General features: G+C 38.8%; 16 protein-coding genes. 1 reads left to right on the top strand and 15 read right to left on the bottom strand.

The features are described from left to right. Positions 1–8: 8 nt before the first annotated feature. From MKY46_RS04245 to MKY46_RS04180, 14 genes are all read right to left on the bottom strand, one after another. Positions 9–884 (bottom strand): DUF58 domain-containing protein, encoded by an 876-nt coding sequence (locus MKY46_RS04245; protein ID WP_036125551.1) that lies wholly within the window; start codon positions 882–884, stop codon positions 9–11. Beyond that, on the bottom strand, positions 881–1,876 hold the full coding sequence (locus tag MKY46_RS04240) for an AAA family ATPase (RefSeq protein WP_036125553.1): 996 nt from the start codon (positions 1,874–1,876) through the stop codon (positions 881–883). Before MKY46_RS04240 ends, MKY46_RS04245 begins: the two co-directional genes overlap by 4 nt. 11 nt (positions 1,877–1,887) lie before the next feature. Further along, positions 1,888–3,333: a hypothetical protein gene (locus tag MKY46_RS04235; protein WP_340833799.1), complete on the bottom strand. Its 1,446-nt coding sequence runs from the start codon at positions 3,331–3,333 to the stop codon at positions 1,888–1,890. A 12-nt stretch (positions 3,334–3,345) separates the two neighbouring features. Then, a complete protein-coding gene (locus tag MKY46_RS04230; protein ID WP_036125707.1) occupies positions 3,346–4,191 on the bottom strand; it encodes an ABC transporter permease in 846 nt (281 codons plus the stop codon). After that, positions 4,188–5,123, bottom strand: coding sequence for an ABC transporter ATP-binding protein (locus MKY46_RS04225; protein WP_036125709.1), 936 nt, complete (start codon positions 5,121–5,123; stop codon positions 4,188–4,190). Before MKY46_RS04225 ends, MKY46_RS04230 begins: the two co-directional genes overlap by 4 nt. After that, on the bottom strand, positions 5,123–7,513 hold the full coding sequence (locus tag MKY46_RS04220) for a DUF7408 domain-containing protein (protein ID WP_036125712.1): 2,391 nt from the start codon (positions 7,511–7,513) through the stop codon (positions 5,123–5,125). The genes MKY46_RS04225 and MKY46_RS04220 overlap by 1 nt, the downstream gene beginning before the upstream one ends. 173 nt (positions 7,514–7,686) lie before the next feature. Continuing rightward, a complete protein-coding gene (locus MKY46_RS04215) occupies positions 7,687–8,574 on the bottom strand; it encodes a LysR family transcriptional regulator (protein WP_036125714.1) in 888 nt (295 codons plus the stop codon). Between the two features lie 68 nt (positions 8,575–8,642). After that, a complete protein-coding gene (gene cbpB, locus MKY46_RS04210) occupies positions 8,643–9,083 on the bottom strand; it encodes a cyclic-di-AMP-binding protein CbpB (protein WP_036125716.1) in 441 nt (146 codons plus the stop codon). 197 nt (positions 9,084–9,280) lie between these two features. Then, positions 9,281–9,520, bottom strand: a complete 240-nt coding sequence (locus tag MKY46_RS04205; protein WP_036125717.1) for a hypothetical protein — start codon at positions 9,518–9,520, stop codon at positions 9,281–9,283. A gap of 63 nt (positions 9,521–9,583) precedes the next feature. Further along, positions 9,584–10,351: a 2,4-dienoyl-CoA reductase gene (gene fadH, locus MKY46_RS04200; RefSeq protein WP_036125720.1), complete on the bottom strand. Its 768-nt coding sequence runs from the start codon at positions 10,349–10,351 to the stop codon at positions 9,584–9,586. 154 nt (positions 10,352–10,505) lie between these two features. Continuing rightward, positions 10,506–11,690, bottom strand: a complete 1,185-nt coding sequence (locus MKY46_RS04195) for an iron-containing alcohol dehydrogenase (protein WP_036125723.1) — start codon at positions 11,688–11,690, stop codon at positions 10,506–10,508. A 16-nt stretch (positions 11,691–11,706) separates the two neighbouring features. Beyond that, complete coding sequence (locus MKY46_RS04190) at positions 11,707–12,468, bottom strand: 3-hydroxybutyrate dehydrogenase (RefSeq protein ID WP_036125726.1); 762 nt, start codon at positions 12,466–12,468, stop codon at positions 11,707–11,709. A 62-nt stretch (positions 12,469–12,530) separates the two neighbouring features. Then, complete coding sequence (locus MKY46_RS04185) at positions 12,531–14,051, bottom strand: CoA-acylating methylmalonate-semialdehyde dehydrogenase (RefSeq protein ID WP_036125727.1); 1,521 nt, start codon at positions 14,049–14,051, stop codon at positions 12,531–12,533. Positions 14,052–14,067: 16 nt separating this feature from the next. Next, on the bottom strand, positions 14,068–14,961 hold the full coding sequence (locus MKY46_RS04180) for an NAD(P)-dependent oxidoreductase (protein WP_036125729.1): 894 nt from the start codon (positions 14,959–14,961) through the stop codon (positions 14,068–14,070). A gap of 236 nt (positions 14,962–15,197) precedes the next feature. Between MKY46_RS04180 and MKY46_RS04175 the strand changes: the two genes are divergently transcribed. Next, a complete protein-coding gene (locus tag MKY46_RS04175) occupies positions 15,198–15,809 on the top strand; it encodes a TetR/AcrR family transcriptional regulator (protein WP_058843415.1) in 612 nt (203 codons plus the stop codon). A 48-nt stretch (positions 15,810–15,857) separates the two neighbouring features. Here the strand turns inward: MKY46_RS04175 and MKY46_RS04170 are convergent, their stop codons facing one another. Further along, positions 15,858–17,864: a putative bifunctional diguanylate cyclase/phosphodiesterase gene (locus tag MKY46_RS04170; protein WP_036125735.1), complete on the bottom strand. Its 2,007-nt coding sequence runs from the start codon at positions 17,862–17,864 to the stop codon at positions 15,858–15,860. Positions 17,865–17,884 lie beyond the last annotated feature (20 nt).

The following is a 17,884-nucleotide window of genomic DNA, read 5'->3' as shown; positions in this document are numbered from 1 at the left end:
GGCTCACCTCACCTAATCCAATGTGCTTTTAATAATTGTTGAAAGATCGCATGTTGCAGTCCATCTTCCACTTTCAATTGTAATTTTCGAACGCCAAAGCGACGGCAAATGGCTTCAAATTCTTCTTCATGTAATAATCGTCTTGCATGATAGGTGTCTAATACTTTAGTAGACATCGTCACATTGACATCATTGCCTGTTTCACGATCAAGAAGGCGGACATCCCCCAAATAATTTGGTGATAACTCTTCTTGCGTAACAATTTGCAAAATGCGAACATCCCCAGCATAGCGTGGTAGTCTTTTTAACAGCTGCTCCCATTCCTCAATTGGCTCTAACCCATCTGTAATAATGAAGAGTACGGTACTATCCTTAGGCATAGCTTTTAGTGCACCCTGTGCAAATCGATTGGCATAATTCGCTTCCTCTATATCTGTTACTACTTGTAAAAAAGCTCGACGATACATGGCACCCTTCCGTCGAAACGGTGGTTTCACTTCATCTTGGACAAACGAAAAAGACAAACGATCATCACGACCGAGCACCATTAAGCCGAGGGAGGCCACAATTTGACGAGCAAATAGCCACTTAGCGCTCTCCCCCATTGATTTAGTAGTATCGAGTAAAATGTGTACACGCATCTCTTGCTCGTCTAAAAACCTCTTGATAAAGTATTTATCTGTTCGAGCAAAAACGTTCCAATCTACTTGGCGTACATCATCACCTAAATGGTATTCTCTAAAATCTGAGAAATCGAGAGAAGCCCCGAAGCGTTGTGAACGGTGCGAACCCTTATGCTGCCCGCGTAGTTTGGAGGCCGTCGCTACTTGAAAGCGACTGATTTTTGCTAACCAGTCTTCGGGCAATAAGTATTTTGCTGTCACTTGCTAACACCTTGTTGAACTTTTTCTAAAATAACATCAATCACATCATCAGCTGTTTTCCCTGAAGCCTCCCCTTCATAATTCAACAGCATTCGGTGACGTAAAACCGGTTTTGCAACAGATTTTATATCAGCTACAGAAACATGGAAACGTCCGTTCATAAGTGCTCTAGCCTTTGCTAGTTTTATTAAGCTTTGCAAACCACGTGGACCACTGCCATACATGGCATATTGTTTAACTTCATCCAGAGCATCTGGTCTTTCAGGATGCGTAGCCACCACTAGATCTGTGGCAAATTCCAGCATTTCATCGGCAACCATTACTTCTTTTACCATTTGCTGAGCTTCCATAAGACCCTCAGTATTCATCATCTTCTGTAAACCAATTTCCTGCGCACCTGTCGTTCGCTTCATAATTTCCATAAGTTCACTTTTTTCAGGATACGGTACAAGAATTTTACAAAGGAAACGGTCCATTTGTGCTTCAGGTAATGGATAGGTTCCTTCCATTTCAATAGGATTTTGAGTCGCTAACACGAAAAATGGTTTCGCCATTTTTTTCGTATCCCCCAAAATCGTCACCGTTTTTTCTCCCATTGCTTCCAACAAGGCACTTTGTGTTTTCGGTGTTGCCCTGTTAATTTCGTCGGCTAACACCATTTGACTAAAGATTGGCCCAGGTTGAAATGTAAATTGTTGCTTGCCATCAGGCGTCCGTTCAATCATACTTGTCCCTGTTATATCAGCAGGCATAAGATCGGGTGTAAATTGAATACGTGAAAACGACAAATCTAGTACTTCAGAAATTGTACGGATTAACATTGTTTTCCCTAATCCTGGTAAACCTTCTAATAAGGCATGACCATCTGCTAGAACTGCATACAGCGTATAATCAATTGCTTCTTCCTGTCCAACAATGAAGCGATGAATTTCTTCTTTTACTTGGTGTAATTTCGCGCTCATCTCTACATACTGTTGCTCTGTAAATGCCATTTCTTTTCCTCCTACTGCGACTCAATTGACGTGAAATAAGATTGCACGACATTTTGTAAATCCTTTGGTAATTGTAAACGCTCTGAGCTTTCTAAATAGCTGTCTTTATAGGAGCCAATTACTTCTTCATATGGTCGAATAGAGCCCTTTGTTATTGGTCCATTTCCCTGTTGCTCAGATACATGAGAACCATCTCCTAACGCTCCACCATCTACTGATGTCTCACTTGATCCGCCAACTCGATTAGGTGTCGTCAATAAATTTCGACCGCCTTGGCCACTTCCTGCTCCTTGACCTTGTCCTTGTCCTTGGCCTTGCCCCTGTCCTTGTCCTTGTCCCTGTCCTTGTCCTTGTCCTTGCCCCTGTCCTTGTCCTTGTCCTTGTCCCTGTCCTTGTCCTTGTCCTTGTCCTTGTCCTTGTCCTTGTCCTTGTCCTTGGCCTTGTCCTTGTTGTTTGGAACCACTTTGAGCATTATTTTGACCAGACTGACTTGCTTGGCTTTGCTGATTGCTAGGTTGGGCATTGCCAGAAGACTGTTGATTGTTTTGTTTGTTACTGCTTGCATTATGATTGGCACTAGCAATAGCATTTTGTAAGGAATTACTTGCTGGCTTACCAAGCTTGCTCATAGCCGTTTGAGTAGCATTTGCATTTTCCGTTAGCCCTTGCTGCATTTGAGCAAGCTCTTTTAGCTGCTCAACCTCTTCCTTCGATAAGCTTTGTTCTTCTTCTGCCCCATCTTGACTAGCCGTTTGTTTATCCTTTAATTGCTGTTCCTTTAGGGCTAGTTCCTTTTGCTTTTTCACAACTTCCCGTAAAGCCTCTTCTGCCGTTTCAGCCTCTTTTAAAGTATTTTGAAGCTCTTGCAATTGCTCCTTAACTTCTTTTGTTTGTGCTTTTTTCTCTAGTTCAGCAACTTCCTTTTTCATATCTTCGATAACAGCTTGCTCTTTTTCAACCTCGATTGCTTCTATTTGCGTCGCTGCCGGGAACATATAAAGAATGGCTAGTACAACTGTTGTGACGAATAATCCGATAAATGCCTTTGGACGAAACAGATGTTTCTTTCGAGCCTTAAAGTCAGCAAAAGCTTTTTCAACATTTTGTATGGCTTTAGATAATAAAGATTGGACAAGAGGGTCCTGATCATCTTTAAACGATAATGCTGTCACTAACTCATTATGAGAAAAATAATGATCCAGAGTATGCAAAGCCTCTCTTTCGTTGACACGTTTCCACCATATGTAAACAGTAGTTGCAGCCATAACAGTAATGAATGCACCTAATGCTATTTGACGATAATATGGCCAAACAAATAGTCGGGAAATTAAAACGAGAGAAGCACTCGAAAGCAATGCCAAAAACAAACCGTACTGTGCAATGGGAATACTTCTTTCAAGAGTTAAGCTCGACTTTGCACGCTGAATATATTTTCGTAACTGCTTACGACGCTCCATACCAATTCCTCCTCATCGGTTACTTTTCATGTTGGCACGTAATTTTTTAATTGCAATCGTTAAACAAAGTACAATAATCAATACATAAGCAATTAAATACATAATCCATACAGGTAGTTCTATACCAGAAAGCTCAGCTAACGCATCACCCATCTCTGGTGAAATAAGCGTCAACATCAAGGCACCTGGATTGATAGACGCCCAAAAATAAGTCATAAAGGAGGTGCTTGTACCAATGGCATTACCCATTTGATGAAAGGCCATTGTTAAAAAGAAGAAGAATGCTGTAATACCACCTAAAAAAATAATCGATCCATATGTTGCAATCATGGCCACAATGGTTCTCTTTGTAATTGTTGAAAACATCACACCAATACTACCTATTGCTACTACAGTAACTAAATAAAATAAAAATATAGAAATAAGCTGCGAAGGTGATACACCACCGAATAGAAATACTAAGCTATATAGTGGTAATCCTGCTACTAGCATCAATACTAGAAATGCTACAGAGGATAATAATTTTCCAATAACAATTTGTGTAGAACTTTGTGTTGTTGTTAGTAAAATATTTAAAGTTTGCTTCTCACGTTCACTACTGATGGCACCTGCAGTTAAACTTGGAGTAATGAAAAGAACTAATGCCATTTGTAAAATGGTTAGCACAGCAAACATCATAAAGCTTGTTTCTGGTCTAAAGAAGCCCCTGCCAGTAAATTCAGTCGTAAGCAATAAAAATCCTGCAATGAAAATACACAGTACTGCTAAGTAAAACATTAACCCTGAGAAGCTTTTAAAAGAACGGAAGCGCAACTTCAATTCTTTTACGAGTACCGGATTATAGAATCTTTCCATCATTGATTGTCCGCTCCCTTCGTGATTGCCATAAAGACATCCTCTAAATCTTTCTCTTCCTCACTTAATGCATAAATCGGTAAATCGGCAAGCATTGCCTTTTTTAATAATGACACTTGCTCTGCGTCTGTTCCACGGTAATTAAAGGCTATTTCTAAGCGATTGTCGATGACATCAATAGAAGAAATATGGGGATCTTCCTCCAAAAATGCACGTACTGCATCGAGTCGATCTGTCACTTTCATCACAATACGCTTTTCTCCCTGTAGTTGTGCTTGAATCGCAGCTACATTGCCATGTGCAATTAGCTTGCCATTATCAATGACGCCGATTTCATCACACATCTCAGCAAGCTCTGGCAAAATATGCGAGGAAATTAAAATGGTTTTCCCCATGGATTTTAAATTCCGTAAAATGTCTCGCATTTCCACACGAGCTCGTGGATCTAAACCTGATGCAGGCTCATCCAAAATCAATACCTTGGGATCGTGGATAAGGGCACGGGCTAAACATAAGCGTTGCTTCATCCCCCGTGATAATAAATCCACATATTCATAGCGTTTGTTTGTTAAATTCACTAGCTCTAATAGTTGTGGAATTAACACTTGACGCTCTGCTAGCTGAATACCGTAGCTCGCACCATAAAAATCTAAATATTCATCTACTTTTAGCTGGTCATAGACACCAAAGAAATCAGGCATATAGCCAATTTGCTTGCGCACTTCCTTCGGTTCCTTCACAACACTTTTGCCATTGATCAAGGCATCACCAGAAGTTGGCGACAATAGTGTGGCTAAAATAGAGAATGTTGTAGATTTCCCTGCCCCGTTAGCACCAACAAATCCAAATACAACGCCTTCTTCTAAGGACAAGTTTAAATGATCTAATGCTGTAAAGGAGCCATATCGTTTCGTTAAGTCACGAATTTCTATCATTATTTTGCCACTCCTTTCAGCTCTATATCTGGTAATTTCGTTTGTTCTCCAGATGGATCAGGACCATATTTTATTTCCATTCGCAGTTCTCCATCTTGATTAAAGTACTTTGAAATTTTATCCGTAAACACTTGCTTTGTATCTACCAGTGGTTCATATACGTTAGTTTCATTATTCCAGATCGCTATCTGCATACGTGCAACATCCTTATTGGAAACTGTGAGCTCATTAAGTGATTGAACAGCATCCATAAATTGATCTGGCATTGCCATTGTGACTTCGTATAAACCATCAGATAGGTACCAATTGTTCAATTCATCAATTTTTTCATAGTGTCCACTTGCTGAAAGTGGTACTAATGTATAAGTGAAGTTATTACGCTTCATTGTAAATGGACCTGATAGCTCCACTTTTCCTTTAAACGGTTGAACAAGCGTAGTAATCGGTGACATATTAGCACTTGTTTCTAGTTCAACTCCTACAAGGGCTTGATCTGTCCAAGCTGTGAGTATTGGCTGGTTATCATTTTCTACAAGCGGTAATGCTAATGATTTCATTCTTTCAATACGCATTGGGTCTACCTCATCCTTCTTCGATGGGTAACTATAATTATAATTATTGAATATCGATGGTTTTTGAAGAACCGTTGTTTTCAGTTCCTTATTAACCTGTAACGTTCCATTCGCTTCAATATCCCCTAGCTTCACTTCTTTCACACCAGAAATTAATGTGACATCTTTTAATGTGAATGGGAAATTATTTTTAACCGTTCCTGTTAGCTTTTCATTTTTCAATGTTATATCAATATCCATCTTGCCCATATTTTGAGCTGACGTTTTTCCACCAAAGGATTGCACAGACCAGTAGCTTAAGTCGCGTAATGTTAACGTCGAACCGTTAGCATTTTCTTTTATATAAGAAGATTCATGCAAAGCTCCCATCGTCCCTGTGAAATTATTGTAATTTCTCAAAGCAATGGCAGTCGTATTTTGATCAGCATTGACCACAAAATCCCCACTACGATTTGTTAGAATCGACTCTACATAATAACCATTTACACTACTATCTTCGTTTACTTTATAGAATGCAGATTGTTGAACTTGTGGCTGAACAATACGATCCTTGGCTCCAACAATAAAGAGAACAATTGAAAGGACAATTGAAATCGATGGAATGATCCACCATGCATGCTCACGCTTGTCCATTTTTTTAAGAACAACGTAAAGCAGTGGCCCGATAATTAAAATATAAAGAATAATGACAATTAGCATATAGCTTACTGATACTTCAAAGGATGGAAATAATTCATTAATGTTACGAAGCTCATAAGAAATTTGGTCGAGTGATGATTGCCCCTGTCTCATCATCCCTTGCTGCGAAATGTTCTGAATATCAATCATTTTAGCTATAAGGGCAGCATAGCCGTCCATTGATGCAAGCGGTTGATCACCTAAAGAGAAAGCTGTTTGAATAATTTCTCCACTACCAATTTTTTTCTTTGCTGCTAACACTGTATTATTTTCTGTTAGTACTGGTAAACTTCCTTCACTACTAGTAGACGAGTAAACCGAAATAGGCTGTGTAAAAATGCCTCCACCCGATAATTTAGTTAATGCCTCTGCCGAAATAGAAGTCATCTCTTGTGATAATGATAATGGTAAATACTCTTTCAAAATACCTGCAGTGGCATCAATTTGGTCAGCAGCCCCTAAGAGTAATGTACCGCCATCTTGTACCCATTTTAGTAAGGACTCTTGTTGTTTTTGTGTTAAATCGGCTATCGCCACTTCATCCACTACAATGACATTGGCCATAGCAAGTCCCTGTGAATCTTCTGGGAATGTATAATCTTTTAATTGATTAATATTAAATACTTCGACACTGCTTTGAACAACAAATGTTGATAAACGTAAAAAGGCCGATAGTCGATCACTTTTATCTGTTAATGTATAAATAAACGTTGCTGAAGGATCTAAAAAATTAGATTGTAGGCGTTTAGTTCCTTTATAGGCAACCTTTTTTCCTTTCTCAATGCTTCCCTCATAAAAGGCAAATAAATCTGCGTCCGAATAACTATAGTCAGCTAACCCATCCTGATAGAAAGTAAATGTCTTTTCTTCTCCTGCTGCTATATCGATTGGAACGACGATTGCTGATGCAGCCTCATAAGAATTGGCAGAATTAATGGCCATATCTCCAGAAAAATCTGCACCATTATTTTTTACTGTTACTTGTAGTGGCACCACTGATTGATATTTAGCTTTACCTGAAATACCCGCTGTTGCTTTGACCTCTAATGTAGCAGCAGCACTTGCCTGTGTAGAAGGCAATAAAAAGCTAATTACAAGCATGACTAATAAGGTCAGTGCCGTCATTTTTGTCTTTTTCAAAAGCTCAACTCCTTTTTATGTAAATAGATGGTTACATAATTATACGATTTAAATTGCATTTTGTTCCATTTCTTATGATATCTTCATGAATATTCATAAACTCTTAAGAAATAAGCGATTTAATAATGAATACAAAAAGGCAATTCCGACATGACTTGGAATTGCCTTTTTGGCTATTTTGTATAATCAAACAAACAACGTGCATGATCCTGCACTACTTCAACAAAAGCCTCTACCTGTCTCAATTCAAAGGAGGATTCATAGCCAATTAACCAAGTATCTCGCGTAAGCCCAAATTCCTTTTCATCATTGGACAGCGGGATTTTATGAATGGCATCGTGGTCATTTAAAGTAATGGAAGGTAAAATAGCATAGCCGATGCCATTTAAGGCCATTTGCTTACAAATCTCAATTTGATCCACTAAAATTTGTTTTCTAGGATTTGATGCAAAATGCTGTTGCCACCATTGTTGAATTTCTTGATAGTAGTTAGAATCACTTTTATATTGTATAAATGGACGGTCTGTCTTCAACACATCTTCAATGGTCTTAACTTCTTTGTCCACTAAATAAAGAGTATCTCTGAAAAGGTGAATCTTTTCTCCCTTCCAGTCAACTTGGCCACGTACAATGCCTACATGTGCCTCGCCCTCATAGAGTGCCTTGACAATTTCAGAGCTCCAGCCCGTCATCAGTGATATTTTAGCTTCAGGATATTTTGACACAAAATCCTTTAAAATTTTAGGTAGCCAGTTTTGACCAACAATGGATGCACAGGCAATTTTTAATGTCCCGTTGACCTTTGTTGTTAAGGATTGAATGGTTTCAAAAATCTCTTCTTTTTTAGCTAGCATTTCCTTCGCATACGCAATCACCTGTTCTCCAGCGGGAGTTGCAGTTAGCCCCTTTTGTGAGCGAATAAATAACTGTGCACCCCAGTCTTTTTCAATCGTTTGTAATCGTTGAGAAAGGGCCGGTTGGGATAAGAATAGACGCTCTGCTGCTTTCCGCATATTGCGTTCTTCAGCTAAAATTTTTAATACTTCTGCCTCTGTTGCCATCAATCTTTAAACCTCCACTACAAGCAAAGAGGGCCTCATGATTTTCATCTGAGTTCCCTCTTAAGCTACTACTCTTTTTGATAAATATATTTTTTCAATTGCTTCAAAATAACACGTCTTGTTAAGATCCCTGCAAATGTACCGTCTTCGTCTACTACACATAAAAAGGCGTGGTTAATGACTAAATCTAAAGCTCGCTGGAACGTATCCGTCAACTTCAATACGGCAATTTCTTTGTCCATTATAGAGTCAACTTTAATATCAGGTAGCTTTTCGTATTCAATATGCTCAAGACCAAGAATCGATTCGGTAATCATTTTCATGCTAAGTAAACCTTGAAGTCGATATTTCAGATCTAATACAGGTATGGACGAGTACCCTGTACGCGTTAGTACAAGGAGTGCATGTTCTGCACTATTTCCACTTTGTACATGCGCAACTTTTTCAGAGGAAATAATAAATTCACTAATTGGCATTGCTAATAAGTCTTTGCTGTTAGTTGAAATCATGAACTTCTTCTCCTTTTCTGTTCTCGCTGTGGAGAACAGTCCTTCTCTTTCATCATATCATAACTTTTCTATGTATGACCATGACCAGGTCGGGAAGAGTTTTCATGAACAATGAATTATTTTGGTCTATCCTACAAAAGCTAAGTATATCTTCATTCAGTCAAGTTTCTACTTAACTGAATGAAGATGGTTTCTATCTAATAACCAGCCTTACTCCAGTAATAAAAAATCATAATCCCTAAAAAAAGCAAAAAAATCGCATAGACCCAAACAATGGGGTTCAACATCGTGGCATACTCTTCGACTGTTTCTGAAATCGGTGTATCATTTTCAGATTTCCGTTCAGAGGTCATTTTTGCAATTTTCAGCGTAGACACAAACGAAATTGCAGAAATGATCACAATGGCAATAATAGCTGGAATTAACCACATACCCATAGGTAACACTCCTTTCTTTACCCTTAGTATGCGTCAACCCAGCTCACTGTTATGCAAATATTTTTAGAATGGATATTGATTGAGCCATTGCCCACCATCCAGTGTTACACATTCTCCATTCATATAGCTTGCCTTGTTAGACATCATAAACGTAGCTAAATCAGCAATTTCTTCTGGTGTTCCTATACGACCTAATGGAACTGAATCTAGCGTACGAGCTGCTGCTGCTTCGGATTCCCAAAGCTTATCTGCCCCACCTGTTCGTTCAATTGGGCCAGGTGCAATCGCATTAACACGAATACCATACTGTTTTCCCCACTCGACAGCCAACGTTCTCGTCAGTGATAATACACCAGCTTTTGCTGCAGCTGAGTGAACAACACCAGCTCCAGCATTCCAAGCATAAGTAGCCACCATATTTAAAATAGATCCTTTTATATTATTTTTAATCCAATAATTCCCAATTGCTGAAGAACAGAAAAATGTACCATTTAACACAATATCCACAACAGCCTTCCACCCATTCGGAGATAGATCCTCAGCTCGTACAATAAAATTACCTGCCGCATTATTTACTAGCCCATCCACCTGACCGAATTTATCAATAACAAATGCGAGCATGGCCTCTGCATGCTCAGGTACACGCACATCCATTTGAAACGTTTCAATAGAGGGACCCGCCTCAGCAATAAATTTTTTAGCCTCTGCTAATCGTTCTTCGTCACGCCCTGTTATGACAACATTAGCACCTTCAGTGACGAATTGCTTTGCCATATAAAGCCCCATACCACTTGATCCACCCGTAATAATAATCGTTTTCCCCTGTAACATTCCATTTCCCCCTTAGTAAAAAATGAATGATGATTCATTAGAATTTTACTATATTTTCTCGAATATGTCATATTAATTCTATAGATTACTAGAATATTTTCTGTTTTTTCAAAAAAAGAGAGCTATTCAGCAGTTTGAATAACTCTCACAATCATTAAAACTCATACGTATAGGCAATTTTATATAGTTCCATTAATTCTTCTTTTGTTGGTATCTTCGGATTATTGCTAGGACTGCCACTTGCAAGAGCATCCTCAGCCATTTTAGGGATAGCATTGTAAAAAGCTTGTTCTTCTATTCCCCAATGTTTTAAATTGCCAATCTTCATATGCCTACACATTACCTTAATGGACGTAATGGCTAATTGTGCTAGCTCCTCTTGTGAATACGACTCTTTTGTTTTATTAAAAAACTGTCCTAAATCCGCTAGACGATCTATACAAGCTTCTTTTGAATAGTCCAATACAGCTGGTAAAAGCATCGCATTGGAGATGCCATGTGGAACATGGAAGAGTGCACCGATTGGACGCGACATTCCATGAACTAAGGCAACAGAAGCATTTGAAAATGACAGCCCTGCCTGCATGGAGCCTAATGACATCGCTTCCCTCGCATCCACATCATCTCCTTGCTCATAAACTTTAAGTATATTATTGACGATTAATTCCATGGCAGATAATGCAAGAACATTCGAATATGGATGCGCTAAACGTGATAAATAGCTTTCAATGGCATGACTTAAAGCATCAATTCCCGTTGCTGCTGTAATCGCAGGCGGTGATGTTATAGTTAAAACAGGATCGACTATTGCAACAGTTGGCATAAAAGCTGGCTGTTTAATCATCATTTTTACAGCCGTTTTTGTATTCGTAATAACAGTTGCATCTGTGGCCTCAGAGCCTGTCCCCGCTGTGGTTGGTATGGCTATATGCGGTATTGGTGCATGCGCTGCAACTTTGGCCATTTTCATATAATCTCCTATGTAGCCACCATTTGTAGCTACTACCGCAATCGCTTTTGCCGTATCAATACAGCTTCCTCCACCAACAGATATAATGACATCACAGTGGTGTTTCTGCAGCAGCTGTAGTCCCTCGGCTACATACGTATCATCCGGCTCAGTTGTCACTCCTAAGTATGAAACAGCCTCTATCCCTTGGATTTTTAACAAGGTATGACACTGCTTAACAAAACCTAAGCGATCCATGATTGGATCACTAACGATTAATGCCTTAGAGCCTAATGCTTTGGCATAGTCCCCTACTTCCTTAAAAGAATCACGCCCATATACAATGGTTCCTGGTGAATGAACGGTAAAGATTGTTTTCGTTTGAATCATATTTCACCCTCCTAAGCTATTGAGCCGTATAACCACCATCTAAAAGAATCGCCTGACCAGTTAACCCCTTTGCTAAATCGCTTGCTAAATATAAAGCTAGCCCTGTAATTTCAGAGACATCCAACAGCCGTTTTTGCGGTACAAGTGGATAAAGCACCTGTTCTAGTACTTCCTCTACTTGAATACCTCGAGTCTTCGCTAAATCGCTAAATTGATTGTGCACTAATTCTGTATCCACATAACCTGGACAAATGGCATTAACTGTAATCCCATCATTTGCTACCTCCAGGGCTGCCACTTTTGTTAACCCAATAACACCGTGCTTTGCTGCGTTGTAACCAGCCTTACCGGCAAACCCGATAACTCCATTGATGGAGGCCATATTGATAATGCGACCAAATTGATTGTTCTTCATATGTGGTAATGCATATTTCATCGCCACAAATGGTGCAACGACCATGACCTTTTGCATAGCCTCAAAAATCTCCGTTTTAAAGTCTTCAATCAATGAGACATGTTGAAATCCTGCATTATTAATTAAAATGTCTATTGTTGAAAATTTTTCAATCGTAAATGCAATAGCCTCTCGTATAGCTTGTTCTTCTGTCACATCACATGTATATATCGTTAAAGAAGGGTTTTGAGCAACCGCTTCCTTTAAAAGCTGTTCATTTTTATCCGTAATTACTACATTTGCTCCTTCCCTAGCAAATGCTTGGGCGATGGCAAGACCAATGCCACGAGCAGCCCCTGTAATGAAAACTGTTTTTCCTTGCATACACCATTCCCTCTCCTTTTTTAAGAAAAAGAGCTGTAAGAATCTACAGCTCTTTGTTTGTATTAGTCGTTATTACTTGGGAATGCAAATGTGGATGCTGTAGAAGCATTACCTGCCATCCAACGCTCTGAAATTGTCTTAGTTTTTGTAAAGAATCGTGCCTGATCTGGACCAAACATATGCCCTTCACCAAAACGAGAGCCTTTAAAACCAGCAAAATTATGGTAGCCAACTGGAATTGGAATTGGTACATTGACACCTACCATGCCAACATCTATTTCAGTCGTAAATTGACGAGCTGCTAACCCGTCATTCGTAAAGATTGTGACACCATTGCCTAGCTCATGTTTATTAATAAGTGAAATAGCCTCCTCCAGTGAATCTACACGTACAACATTACGAGCAGGTCCAAATACCTCTTGCTCATAAATTTCCATCCCTGGCTTTACATGATCTAATAATGTAGGTCCTACATAGAAGCCTTTAGATTCTTTGACAATATCAAGTTCACGGCCATCACAAATCACCGATGCTCCCTCAGTTTCTCCCCGCTCAATTGCAGCAAGAATCGCCTCTTTTGATTGTTGAGAAATGACAGGGCCAAAATCTGCATCAGGGTCTGTATATGGACCTACCTTCAGATTAGTGATTTTCTTTTTAAGAATCGCCACTAGACGGTCTGCTGTCTCTTTCCCTACAGGCATAATCGTAGATATTGCCATACAACGCTGAGAGGCTGCACCATATGCTGCCCCAATAAAGGCATTTGCTACCTGTTCAAGGTCTGCATCTGGCATCACAACCATATTGTTTTTACCACCACCAAGGGCAGTGACACGTTTTCCATACTTTGAGCCTGTTTCATAAATATACTTCGCCACCGGTGTTGAGCCAACAAATGAAATGGCTTGCACAGTTGGGTTTTCCAAAAGTTCATTAACGGCATCCTTATCACCATTTATCACTGTCCAAATACCATCGGGCAACCCAGCTTTTTTCCACAGCTCACTAACAAACAATGTAGTCATTGGCACACGTTCTGATGCTTTTAACACAACAGCATTCCCTACAGCAATAGCCATACTTGTTTGTGCTAAAGGCACCATAATTGGGAAGTTAAATGGCGAGATGGCCACCACTACTCCTAATGGATATTTTGCAGAATAGGCATTAATTTGCCCGCCAACATTAACAGAGTATTCCCCTTTCATTAAGTGTGGGGCACCGATAGCTAAGTCAACAGATTCAAGTCCTCGGGTGATTTCTCCTTTAGCATCTTCAAGCGTCTTCCCGCTTTCTGTACAAATAATTTGCAGTAGCTCCTCCATATTTTCTGTAATAAGGTTTCGAAACTTTAAGACAATTTCTGCTCGCTTTGCCACAGATGTGTCACGCCATTTAGGAAATGCCGCTTGTGCTTGCTCAATTGCCTCCCGTGTTTCTGCTATTGTGGCAAGTGGTACTTTTGCAATGACATCACCTGTTGTAGGATTGAATACTGAACCATAACGGCCGCTTTTTCCTTCCACTAAATGTCCGCCAATAAAATGTGTTAATGTTTGAATTTCTTGTGCTGTTGTCATTTTTCTTTTCCTCCTCTTAAAATTGTTCTATTTTAGCAGTTTCTTTTAAACTTAAATAAGCAGCAGACATATCGTTTTCACCATAGCCTTGCTGAGCAATTTCACTATACAAATCCACCAATTTTTCCCCGATTCGCAGCGATACCCCTGCTTCGTCTGCCATTTCTTTCGCTAGCTTTAAATCCTTTAATAGTAGGTTTGTCGAAAAGCCTGGCTCATAATTATCGTTTTTCATATATTCCACATAATTGCGTTCATAAATACGGCTTTGACCATAGCTATTACTTAACACTTCATACAGCACATCAGCATGAATGCCCATCTTTTCACCAAGTACGATTGTTTCAGCTACGGCCTCTGTATAAAATCCAATCATTAAATTATTTAATAATTTAATACGTGTACCTACACTTGACGAAATTCCTAGATGGTAACTATTTTTACCGACTATTCCGAATATTTTTGCAGTACTTTCATAATCTTCCTTGTCACCACCAACCATAATTGTTAGAGTAGCATTTACTGCTCCAATTACTCCCCCACTTACAGGTGCTCCTAAATATCGTAACCCTAAGGCTTTTGCTTCTTTATATAATGAATCGTTCAATTCGGGATTAACTGTACTAAAATCAATGAGTAAGCATCCCTTTTTCGCATGATGAATGATTCCTTGTTCTGATTGATACACCATTTCCACTACCTGAGGAGTCGGTAAGCTGGTCATCACCACATCACATTGCTGTGCAACGTCCTTTGCTGTTTCCACACCAATGCCACCCGCTGCTCTAAATTGCTCCATGGCCTTTGCATTTGTATCAAAGCCATACACCTGATAATTTGCCTTTAATAAATTGATAGACATCGGTAACCCCATATTGCCTAAGCCAATAAAACCTAATTTCTCCTTCATTTAAACTTCCCCCAATCTTTGAAAATTCAGCAGACAAGCTGCATGATACACTAGCCAACGCCTATTTTTTGTCGTAACATTAATAACGAGATACTTTTGTTGACCATAGTCAGTGACTGCGGTCAATTAAATCATAATCAAAATAATTCCATCTCGTCAATTAAAAAAAAGATATTTTCAGAATATTTTTACAGAAAATATTTTACAATACTTTACTTTGGAGGTAATAAGCTACGATGGAATCATTAACGAGCAGACAGAAAAAGGCATTAGAAACACGGGAAAAATTATTAAAAACCTCGTTAGATTTATTTAACAAGTATGGTTTTGAACATGTCTCTGTTGAACAAATTACAAAAGCCTGCAATGTTTCGAAAGGGACCTTTTATACACATTTCCCATCCAAATATGATGTTATATTAGAAAAATTTATGGAGCTGGATCAATTTTATAGCACTGTAGAAAAAAATATTGATCCTTCATTATCAGCAAGTGAAAAAATTTTATTTGTCTATCAACAACAAATGAACTATTTAACGAAAGTTGTAGGAAAAGATTTATTGCGCACAGTGTATACGGCTGCCATGACAAACCAAGTAGAACAAGATCACTACTTAATCAATCCACAACGTAAAATCTTTCAAATTATGAATACATATATTGAGGAAGGAATTCGACAGGGGGAATTCAGACAAGATGTATCTGCTCCTAACATACAAGCAATTATTCGGCGCTGTATGCGTGCCAATGTTTATGATTGGTTAATTCATAGTGAGGATTTTGATTTGGCTTCCGAAATGGCCCAATTCACAACTATTGTCTTGGATGGTCTTAAAAGCCATAAATAAAAAAGTAGCACTTCACCCATTTTAGGCGATGAAAGTGCTACTCGTTGATTAGCTAACAAAATATTGTTGAACAATTGTTTCCACTGGTAATGGTTTATTATATAAATAGCCCTGTCCTTTTTGACAGCGATGACGTTTAAGAAAATCAACTTGTGAAGCCTCTTCAATTCCTTCAGCAATGACCTCTAATCCTAAATTATGAGACATCGAAATAATTGCCTTAATAATGGCTTCGTTTTTGTCATCTTTTGCAATATCTGCAATAAATGACTGATCGATTTTAATGATATCAATTGGATAGCGCTTGAGATAGCTCAATGAGGAATAGCCTGTCCCAAAATCATCCACTGACACATACACACCTAATTGCTTCAACTCGGTCAAAATCGAGTAAGTTTCATGAACGTTTGTCATAGAACTTTCGGTTATTTCCACCTCTAATAATTCGGGTGGTACACTATATTTCTTCAAAGCCGCTTTAATTTTTCGAGCGAAATTTTCTTTTCTAAACTGCTTAGGTGAAATATTAACGGCTATCCGTACAGGACGATAGCCTTTCGATTGCCATTCTCTTTGGTAACGACAAACCTCATCAATAATCCAATCACCTATTTCGATTATTAAGCCTGAAGCCTCAGCAATCGGAATAAACTGTGCAGGTGACACAAAACCAAATTTACGATTATTCCACCGCAGTAATGCTTCAAAGCTATTGATGCTATTGTTTGCTAAATCCATTTGTGGCTGTAGATGGAGACTCAGCTCATTAAATTCAATGGCACGACGTAAATGGGCCTCCATTAATGCTTCATTTGGAAAGACAGCTGTCATATCTTCACGATAGTAACGGTAATGTGATCGGCCATGCTCTTTAGCAGAAAATAAAGCCTTATCAGCTTTCCGTACAAGTGTCTCTAAATCCCTTCCATCTGCTGGACTAAGCGAAATGCCAATCGACACGCTAATAAAATATTCCTGTCCATCTATCATAAACGGCTGTTTTAGAACATCCAAGATTGCATTCGCGGTATGCTCAATTTTTTGGATGGTTGCATCTTTTAGCACAAAGATAAACTCATCACTGTTATAGCGATAAAGGGAGCATTTTGAGTAACAAAGCTCACGAAGCCTATGACTAAACATACGCATAAGCTCGTCACCCTTGCTCTCGCCAAGAGATTCATTAAATTTTTTAAAGCGATCAATATCAACCAAAATTAGAGCAGCTTGCTTGTGTTCTTGCTTTTTGTCATTTAAATGGTGCAGCCAGTGTTCTTTAAAAGCCTTTCGGTTCCAAATACCTGTTAATTCGTCCATCAGTGCTAGGTAATAAAATGCCTCATGATCATTCATAAATGAATTGGCTTCTTTGACAAATAAATGTACCCCTATTACCTCACCATTATAATAAGTTGGATGCGTTCTTAAATAAAAAGGCTCTTTACTTAGCAATTGGCCCTTTAATAAACACCTAGGCATGCCAAAAGCTGAACCTTCAATGGTTTTGGCAAATAATAATTTAAATTCATTGCTATATCTATTTTCTAATAATGAAAAAATATCTAGTCCTATTAGGCTGTGCTGCTCTCTAGATAAGACAGAGGTAGCAGCAACGTTCTGATGGATAATACGACCTTGTATATCTGTCGTTAACACTGGGCTCACATGTTGCTCCACAAATTGTAAATATGGCGCTACTTCACTTTGTGTTGCACGAAGGATCATAGCAACCATAGAATTAGCTAAGTGCTGTACATGAATCACAAATGTTTTTTTTTGAAGATCAGTACCTAATGTTAGGACATGTTGTTGATTGACATCTTGATTTAGCAGTTCCGACAATTGCAGCCAGCATGGCTCTGAAAAAAAATGCTCCGCGTTCTTGGCTGAGCTATCTTGTAACTCAAGCAATAAAGATAGCTTATCATTAAATTCAACAACCTCAAACACGGCCGTATCCACTTTTTTCAAACAGACAACTGCATCAAATGGATTCAATTGGATGAGCTGCTGATAATCTGCAAATGGCGCTACACTCTCTCTATATTTTTTCATTCTATCCCTCACTAAGTAGC

The sequence above is a fragment of the Lysinibacillus sp. FSL M8-0355 genome, from assembly GCF_038008985.1.
GTDB lineage: Bacteria > Bacillota > Bacilli > Bacillales_A > Planococcaceae > Lysinibacillus > Lysinibacillus fusiformis_D.
Note: the sequence above shows the minus strand (reverse complement) of the source record. Positions and strands in the feature narration are given on the sequence as shown.

Excerpts from the sequence above, each read along its gene's own strand:
- MKY46_RS04240 (WP_036125553.1), bottom strand. The coding sequence starts at position 1,876 with ATGGCATTTACAGAGCAACAGTATGTAGAGATGAGCGCGAAATTACAC.
- MKY46_RS04235 (WP_340833799.1), bottom strand. The coding sequence starts at position 3,333 with ATGGAGCGTCGTAAGCAGTTACGAAAATATATTCAGCGTGCAAAGTCG.
- MKY46_RS04230 (WP_036125707.1), bottom strand. The coding sequence starts at position 4,191 with ATGATGGAAAGATTCTATAATCCGGTACTCGTAAAAGAATTGAAGTTG.
- MKY46_RS04225 (WP_036125709.1), bottom strand. The coding sequence starts at position 5,123 with ATGATAGAAATTCGTGACTTAACGAAACGATATGGCTCCTTTACAGCA.
- MKY46_RS04215 (WP_036125714.1), bottom strand. The coding sequence starts at position 8,574 with ATGGCAACAGAGGCAGAAGTATTAAAAATTTTAGCTGAAGAACGCAAT.
- cbpB (WP_036125716.1), bottom strand. The coding sequence starts at position 9,083 with ATGATTTCAACTAACAGCAAAGACTTATTAGCAATGCCAATTAGTGAA.
- MKY46_RS04205 (WP_036125717.1), bottom strand. The coding sequence starts at position 9,520 with ATGGGTATGTGGTTAATTCCAGCTATTATTGCCATTGTGATCATTTCT.
- fadH (WP_036125720.1), bottom strand. The coding sequence starts at position 10,351 with ATGTTACAGGGGAAAACGATTATTATTACGGGTGGATCAAGTGGTATG.
- MKY46_RS04195 (WP_036125723.1), bottom strand. The coding sequence starts at position 11,690 with ATGATTCAAACGAAAACAATCTTTACCGTTCATTCACCAGGAACCATT.
- MKY46_RS04190 (WP_036125726.1), bottom strand. The coding sequence starts at position 12,468 with ATGCAAGGAAAAACAGTTTTCATTACAGGGGCTGCTCGTGGCATTGGT.
- MKY46_RS04185 (WP_036125727.1), bottom strand. The coding sequence starts at position 14,051 with ATGACAACAGCACAAGAAATTCAAACATTAACACATTTTATTGGCGGA.
- MKY46_RS04180 (WP_036125729.1), bottom strand. The coding sequence starts at position 14,961 with ATGAAGGAGAAATTAGGTTTTATTGGCTTAGGCAATATGGGGTTACCG.
- MKY46_RS04175 (WP_058843415.1), top strand. The coding sequence starts at position 15,198 with ATGGAATCATTAACGAGCAGACAGAAAAAGGCATTAGAAACACGGGAA.
- MKY46_RS04170 (WP_036125735.1), bottom strand. The coding sequence starts at position 17,864 with ATGAAAAAATATAGAGAGAGTGTAGCGCCATTTGCAGATTATCAGCAG.